This window comes from Streptomyces milbemycinicus (assembly GCF_002154605.1).
In the GTDB taxonomy this organism is placed as follows: domain Bacteria; phylum Actinomycetota; class Actinomycetes; order Streptomycetales; family Streptomycetaceae; genus Streptomyces; species Streptomyces milbemycinicus.
Genome location: NZ_MUNE01000083.1, coordinates 1 through 6,206, shown reverse-complemented (window position 1 = coordinate 6,206; position 6,206 = coordinate 1). Strand labels below are relative to the sequence as shown.

At 68.9% G+C, this 6,206-nt stretch carries 7 protein-coding genes, 1 tRNA gene and 1 pseudogene; 4 read left to right on the top strand and 5 right to left on the bottom strand.

What is annotated here, in order from left to right; translation table 11 throughout:
- Positions 1 to 281: 281 nt before the first annotated feature.
- The 3 genes from CCN51_RS07685 to CCN51_RS07675 all read left to right on the top strand — a co-directional run bounded on the left by CCN51_RS07685 (position 282) and on the right by CCN51_RS07675 (position 1,362).
- The gene (locus CCN51_RS07685) at positions 282 to 692 is read left to right on the top strand and encodes a hypothetical protein (protein WP_238545456.1); all 411 of its coding nucleotides are present in this window, start codon (positions 282 to 284) and stop codon (positions 690 to 692) included.
- Positions 693 to 729: 37 nt separating this feature from the next.
- Entirely contained in the window at positions 730 to 1,224 is a 495-nt protein-coding gene (locus CCN51_RS07680; RefSeq protein WP_014179261.1) for an HNH endonuclease signature motif containing protein, read from the top strand.
- Positions 1,225 to 1,277: 53 nt separating this feature from the next.
- Positions 1,278 to 1,362 (top strand) — tRNA-Leu (locus CCN51_RS07675).
- Positions 1,363 to 1,412: 50 nt separating this feature from the next.
- Here the strand turns inward: CCN51_RS07675 and rdgB are convergent.
- The 4 genes and pseudogenes from rdgB to CCN51_RS07655 form a co-directional block, all read right to left on the bottom strand.
- Complete coding sequence (gene rdgB / locus CCN51_RS07670) at positions 1,413 to 2,015, bottom strand: RdgB/HAM1 family non-canonical purine NTP pyrophosphatase (protein ID WP_014179260.1); 603 nt, start codon at positions 2,013 to 2,015, stop codon at positions 1,413 to 1,415.
- Between the two features lie 23 nt (positions 2,016 to 2,038).
- A complete protein-coding gene (locus CCN51_RS07665; RefSeq protein ID WP_014179259.1) occupies positions 2,039 to 2,473 on the bottom strand; it encodes a hypothetical protein in 435 nt (144 codons plus the stop codon).
- 144 nt (positions 2,474 to 2,617) lie between these two features.
- Positions 2,618 to 3,349, bottom strand: a complete 732-nt coding sequence (gene rph, locus CCN51_RS07660) for a ribonuclease PH (RefSeq protein ID WP_014179258.1) — start codon at positions 3,347 to 3,349, stop codon at positions 2,618 to 2,620.
- 63 nt (positions 3,350 to 3,412) lie between these two features.
- Positions 3,413 to 3,655: pseudogene (locus CCN51_RS07655) on the bottom strand (PTS sugar transporter subunit IIB); the annotation flags it as partial.
- A gap of 277 nt (positions 3,656 to 3,932) precedes the next feature.
- Here CCN51_RS07655 and CCN51_RS07650 point away from each other — a divergent pair.
- The gene (locus tag CCN51_RS07650) at positions 3,933 to 5,183 is read left to right on the top strand and encodes a PTS transporter subunit EIIC (RefSeq protein ID WP_014179256.1); all 1,251 of its coding nucleotides are present in this window, start codon (positions 3,933 to 3,935) and stop codon (positions 5,181 to 5,183) included.
- A 73-nt stretch (positions 5,184 to 5,256) separates the two neighbouring features.
- Here CCN51_RS07650 and CCN51_RS07645 read toward each other — a convergent pair whose 3' ends face one another.
- Positions 5,257 to 6,009: an MBL fold metallo-hydrolase gene (locus CCN51_RS07645; protein ID WP_014179255.1), complete on the bottom strand. Its 753-nt coding sequence runs from the start codon at positions 6,007 to 6,009 to the stop codon at positions 5,257 to 5,259.
- Positions 6,010 to 6,206: the final 197 nt, after the last annotated feature.

The window sequence follows — 6,206 nt, the reverse complement described above, 5'->3', positions numbered from 1 at the left end:
CTCCAGCACCCCGCCCAACACCTCCCACTCCCCACCCACCGCGGGCGGGTCGACCCTTGCGCTCTCCTGGCCCCACCTGGGCGCGAAGTGCTGGGGCACGCCTGATCCGCTCATCGTCCGCCTCCTGCGTCGGGGTGCTTCGTCGGGATGGGCGGAGTCTGGCAGGTGCCACTGACAGTGGGGCTTGTGTCCAATGCGCCGGACGGCGTGCGTGACTTCTGAGCGATCGGTTCGTTACTCAGTGCGAGGATGCGACATGTGATCGTCCGGGGAGGGGAACCATGCGGATCAGATACACACCCGAACTGCTCGCGGAAGCCGCGCGCACCTCGAAGACCATCGATGAAGCCATACGGCTGTGCGGCGGCAAGCCGACCATCGGCAGCAGAAGCTACCTCCGCCGCAAGTTCGCCGAGACGGGCATAGACGCCTCGCACCTCCGCACGCCGCTGGTGCGTCACAGCGAATCACAGCTCCGTGAACTCGTGGCGTGTTCGACCAGCGTGGCCGGGGTCGTTCGCCGCCTGGGAATCAGTCCTGTGGGCGGCAATCAAGCCCATATCGGCCGCCGTATCGTCGCCCTCGGCATCGACACGTCGCACTTTTCGGCGCAATCGTCTCAACGGCCCAGGAGGCGGTTGAGGGACCGTCTGGTTCTGGGATCGCCATCAGCCCCAACTGCCATGCGGTGACTGACACGTACCGCGGTCGCAAACGGCGGAGCGTGGCATGAACCGGTCTGGCACGCAGCGGCTACTTCCCCAGGGCGCCCTGCTGAGAGCTGTCGCCGCGTCGTACAGCGTGGCCGGGGTGTTGCGCGCTCTGGAGCTCCCCGCCGGAGGCGCGGGCCGTGCTCTGGTGCAGCGGAGCATCGCCACGTACGGGATCTCGACCGTCCACTTCATCGGCCAAGGCCACCAGTGCGGCCGCCCTTCTCCGCATCGCAAGTCCGCCGCCGCGATCCTCCGGAAGCTCGAACCTGGGGCCGCACGGACGAAAACCTCACAGCTAAGGCGCGCGCTCGAGGAGAGTGCCGTGCCGCGAGTCTGCGACGAGTGCGGGACGGGTGACACCTGGCAGGGGCGACGGCTCGTGCTGGAGATCGACCACATCAACGGGAATCGGTGGGACAACCGCCTCCAGAACCTGCGGTATCTCTGTCCGTCGTGCCACAGTCAGACCTGGACATTCTCCGGCCGGGGGCGACAAGGCACCACCACGTAGCGCTTACCCCGATACCGTCGCAGTCACCAGGCCGGTAACATGGCCTGCGACTGGCGGCCGTGGCGTAATCAGGCAGCCGCGCGGCGCTTAGGCCGCCGTGGGAGAAATCCCGTGTGGGTTCGAGTCCCACCGGCCGCACCGTCGAAGGGGCGGTCCGCTGTTCCAGCGGGCCGCCCCTTCGACGTCGCTCACCCCAGCAGATCCCGAACCAACGGCGCAAGCGCCCGGAACGCCTTGCCCCGGTGGCTGATCGCGTTCTTCTCCTCGGGGGTCAGTTCGGCGCAGGTGCGGGTCTCGCCGTCGGGCTGGAGGATGGGGTCGTAGCCGAAGCCGCCGCCGCCGACAGGTTCGCGGCGGAGTGTGCCGGGCAGGCGGCCGGTGACGACGCGTTCGGTGCCGTCGGGGAGGGCTAGGGCGGCGGCGCATTCGAAGTGGGCGGCGCGGTGTTCGTCGGGGACGTCGGCGAGTTGGGCGAGCAGCAACTCGAGGTTGGCCCGGTCGTCGCCGTGGCGGCCCGACCAGCGGGCCGAGAAGATGCCGGGGGCGCCGCCGAGGACGTCGACGCACAGCCCGGAGTCGTCGGCGACGGCCGGGTGGCCGGTGGCCCGGGCCAGGGCGTGGGCCTTGAGGAAGGCGTTCTCGGCGAAGGTCACCCCCGTCTCCTTGACGTCGGGGATCTCCGGATAGGCGTCGGCGCCCACGAGTTCGACGTCGAGGCCGGCGTCGCTCAGGATCGAGCGCAGCTCGACGATCTTGTAGGTGTTGCGGGTGGCTAGGATCAGGCGCTTCATGAGTCCTGATTATCGCGGTGGCCTCAGGGGCTGCAGACCTTGGTCAGCTCCCCGGCCGCGTCCTTGACGGGGGTCAGATCCGGGTCCTGGCCCTTGTCGATGGCGGTCTGGACGTTGTCCACGGCCTTTTGGAGGTCGTCGACGGCCTTGCCGACATCCGCGTTGTCCGTCTTGTCCTTGATCTTGTCGATGTCCTTGTCGAGGGCGTCGAGGATCTTGTCGGCGTCCTGCGGGTCGACCACGGCGCCGCCCACCGCGTCCTGGAGGTCGTCCACGTCGGTCGTGATGTCCACGGCGAGCTGCGCGCAGTCGATCGCCTTCTCGACCGCGCTGCAGCCCGCGGTGATCGGCATTGCGATGGCGACGGCGGCGAGAGCGGTGAACGCGCTCGCGCGGCGGTAGCGGCGGTAGCGGCGGCTGTGGCCGAAGCGGCCGATGCGGTGGTGGCGCAGTGCCATGGACGGGGCCCCTCCCCTGGTGGCGGGTACGGGCGCACGCGCCCGTACCCGGCTGTCAGTACCCGAGTATCGGTATCTGACTACACGCCACCGGCCGTCGGTGGGTTGCTTTTTGATGTTTTCCGCGCGCCTGCCGCGCCTGCGTCACCGCTCGCCGGCGAGCGCCGCGCGCTGGATCTCGGCCAGTTCGCCGCAGCCCGCGACGGCCAGGTCGAGCAGTCCGTTCAACTCCTCGCGCGCGAAGGGCTCGCCCTCGGCCGTGCCCTGGACCTCGACGAAGCGCCCGTCGCCCGTGCAGACGACGTTCATATCGGTCTCGGCGCGCACGTCCTCCTCGTAGCACAGGTCGAGCAGTGGGATGCCGCCGACGATGCCGACGCTGACGGCGGAGACGGTCCCGGTCAGCGGCTGGCGGCCGGCCTTGATGAGCTTCTTGCCCTGGCCCCAGGTCAGGGCGTCGGCGAGGGCCACATACGCGCCGGTGATGGCCGCGGTGCGGGTGCCGCCGTCGGCCTGGAGGACGTCGCAGTCCAGGACGACGGTGTTCTCGCCGAGGGCCTTGTAGTCGATGACGGCGCGCAGCGAGCGGCCGATCAGGCGGGAGATCTCGTGCGTACGGCCGCCGATCTTGCCGCGGACGGACTCGCGGTCGCCGCGGGTGTTGGTGGCGCGCGGCAGCATGGCGTACTCCGCGGTGACCCAGCCCTCGCCGCTTCCCTTGCGCCAGCGCGGCACGCCTTCGGTGAAGCTGGCCGTGCACAGCACGCGGGTGTCGCCGAAGGAGACGAGGACGGAGCCTTCGGCGTGCTTGCTCCATGCGCGCTCGATGGTCACGGGGCGGAGCTGGTCGGGCGTGCGGCCGTCGATACGAGACATGGGTGGAGCCTATCGGCAATACCGGTCGGCAATACCGAGGTCCGTTCGGCTCGGCTCAACAGCTCACATCAGGTCTTCGATCTCGGCGGCCACGGGGTCCGCGTCGGTGCCGATGACGACCTGGATGGCGGTGCCGATCTTCACCACGCCGTGCGCTCCGGCGGCCTTGAGCAGGGCCTCGTTGACGAGGGCGGCGTCCTTGACCTCGGTGCGGAGCCGGGTGATGCAGCCCTCGACCTCGATGATGTTGTCGATACCGCCGAGCCCGGCGACGATCTTCTCAGCCTTGCTGGCCATGTCCACTCCTGTTGTCTCGTGCGGGTTTTCATACGTTAACCACGTTTAGCCCCGGTTCGCTCGGCCATGCCCGCCGCCGCACCCCCGCCCGGCCCTGTGGTCTACACCATTATCGCGACCCGGAGCAGCAACGGAACGCCACCCTCCAGTGGTTCAGACCACACCGGAACGATAGGTTCCGCTATCCCGCCCTTACGTGCTAAAAACAGGTCTACACCACTGTGGTGTAGACCATATGCGGGCCGTCCCCTCTCCCCCGAGCGCCCGCCTCACCAGGAGGAATCCGATGAGTACGGCCACCGCTACGGCCGCGCCCGCCAGAAAGCGGCGCGCCGGTTTGTTCCAGGGACTGCAGAAGGTCGGCCGCAGCCTGCAGCTGCCCATCGCGGTCCTGCCCGCCGCCGGAATCATGGTGCGGTTCGGCCAGCCGGACGTCTTCGGCGCCGACGGCCTCGGCTGGGACAAGGTCGCCGCCGTGTTCAGCAACGCCGGCGGTGCGCTCACCGGCGCCCTGCCGCTGCTGTTCTGCGTGGGCGTGGCCATCGGGTTCGCGAAGAAGTCGGACGGCTCCACCGCGCTGGCCGCCGTGGTCGGCTTCCTGGTCTACAGCAAGGTGCTGGAGGCGTTCCCGGTCGCCGACGCGGTCATCCAGAAGGGCCAGGACATCCCGGCCAAGTACAACGACCCCGGGGTGCTCGGCGGCATCGTCATGGGGCTGCTGACCGCGATGCTGTGGCAGCGCTTCCACCGCACCCGGCTGGTGGACTGGCTCGGCTTCTTCAACGGCCGCCGGCTGGTGCCGATCATCATGGCCTTCGTGGGGATCGCGGTGGGCGTCTTCTTCGGCCTGATCTGGGAGCCCATCGGCGAGGGCATCGGCAACTTCGGCGAGTGGATGACGGGCCTGGGTTCCGCGGGCTCGGCGCTCTTCGGCGCCGTCAACCGCGCGCTGATCCCCATCGGTATGCACCAGTTCGTGAACACCGTGGCCTGGTTCCAGCTCGGCGACTTCACCAACGCGGCCGGCCAGGTCGTACACGGCGACTACAACCGCTTCCTGGCGGGCGACCCGACCGCCGGAATGTTCATGTCCGGCTTCTTCCCGATCATGATGTTCGGCCTTCCGGCCGCCGCTCTGGCCATGGCCCACACCGCCCGCCCCGAGCGCCGCAAGGCCGTGCTGGGCATGATGGTCTCGCTGGCGCTGACCTCGTTCGTCACCGGGGTGACTGAGCCGATCGAGTTCTCGTTCATGTTCATCGCGCCGCTGCTGTATGTGATCCACGCGCTGCTGACCGCCGCGTCCATGGCGATCACCTGGGCCCTGGGCGTACACGCGGGCTTCAACTTCTCCGCGGGCTTCATCGACTTCGCGCTCAACTGGGGCCAGGCCACCAAACCCTGGCTGATCATCCCGGTCGGACTGGCCTTCGCGGTGATCTACTACGCGATCTTCCGCTTCGCGATCGTCAAATTCGATCTCCCCACCCCGGGCCGCGAGCCCGAGGAGGAGATCGAGGATCTGACCAAGGCATAGCCGAGCAACGCTGAGGCCCCCGGAACCGCTCCTTCGGTTCCGGGGGCCTGAGCACGTACGACGGCCATCGCGCTCAAATCTCGTAGACCGCGCCCGCCTTCGCCAGCTCCACCGGCCCGCCGAAGACCGCCTGTGCGTCCCGCTGGTTGATCTGGGGGTCCGTCCACGGCGGGATATGCGTCAGCACCAGCGTGCCGACCCCGGCGCGGCGCGCGTGCTCCCCCGCCTGCCGCCCGTTGAGGTGCAGCTCGGGGATGTCTTCCTTGCCGTGGGTGAACGCCGCCTCGCACAGGAACAGATCGGCGCCCCGGGCGAGATCCACCAGCGCCTCGCAGGGGCCGGTGTCGCCGGAGTAGACCAGTGAGCGCCCCTCGTGCTCGATGCGGAAGCCGAACGCCTCCACGGGGTGGCAGACCCGGGCGGTGCGGATCGTGAAGGGGCCGAGGGTGAAGGTGCCCGGGGTCAGCGTGCGGAAGTCGAAGACTTCCTGCATGGACTTCTCGTCGGGCACGTCCTCGTAGGCCCGGACGAGCCGGCGCTCGGTGCCCTCGGGGCCGTAGACGGGGATCGCCTCGGCGCGGCCGCCGTCGTGCCGGTAGTAGCGGGCGACGAAGTACGCGCACATGTCGATGCAGTGATCGGGGTGCAGATGGGAGAGAAATACGGAGTCGAGGTCGTAGAGACCGCAGTGGCGCTGCAGCTCGCCAAGGGCGCCATTGCCCATGTCGAGCAGCAGCCGGTAGCCGTCGGCCTCTACGAGGTAGCTCGAGCAGGCCGATTCCGCGGACGGGAACGACCCTGAGCATCCGACGACGGTGAGCTTCATGAAGCAGGAACCTCCTCGGGGGGTCCCCATGCCGAAGGCCATGGGCGGGTGCGGGGGTCATGCGGTGCCCACGAGCGTAAAGCGCTAAAGCCCTGGTCGCCCCTCTACAGGCCCGCGTTGTGGGCGGAATCACCAGGACGGCCGGGAACTCGGCCCCCGGCGGCCCCAGTCCGGTCCGCACGCCCCCACAGCCCCAA

Coding starts and splice junctions, on each gene's coding strand:
- CCN51_RS07680 (WP_014179261.1), top strand. CDS start 730: ATGAACCGGTCTGGCACGCAGCGGCTACTTCCCCAGGGCGCCCTGCTG.
- rph (WP_014179258.1), bottom strand. CDS start 3,349: ATGTCTCGTATCGACGGCCGCACGCCCGACCAGCTCCGCCCCGTGACC.
- rdgB (WP_014179260.1), bottom strand. CDS start 2,015: ATGAAGCGCCTGATCCTAGCCACCCGCAACACCTACAAGATCGTCGAG.
- CCN51_RS07650 (WP_014179256.1), top strand. CDS start 3,933: ATGAGTACGGCCACCGCTACGGCCGCGCCCGCCAGAAAGCGGCGCGCC.
- CCN51_RS07665 (WP_014179259.1), bottom strand. CDS start 2,473: ATGGCACTGCGCCACCACCGCATCGGCCGCTTCGGCCACAGCCGCCGC.
- CCN51_RS07685 (WP_238545456.1), top strand. CDS start 282: ATGCGGATCAGATACACACCCGAACTGCTCGCGGAAGCCGCGCGCACC.
- CCN51_RS07645 (WP_014179255.1), bottom strand. CDS start 6,009: ATGAAGCTCACCGTCGTCGGATGCTCAGGGTCGTTCCCGTCCGCGGAA.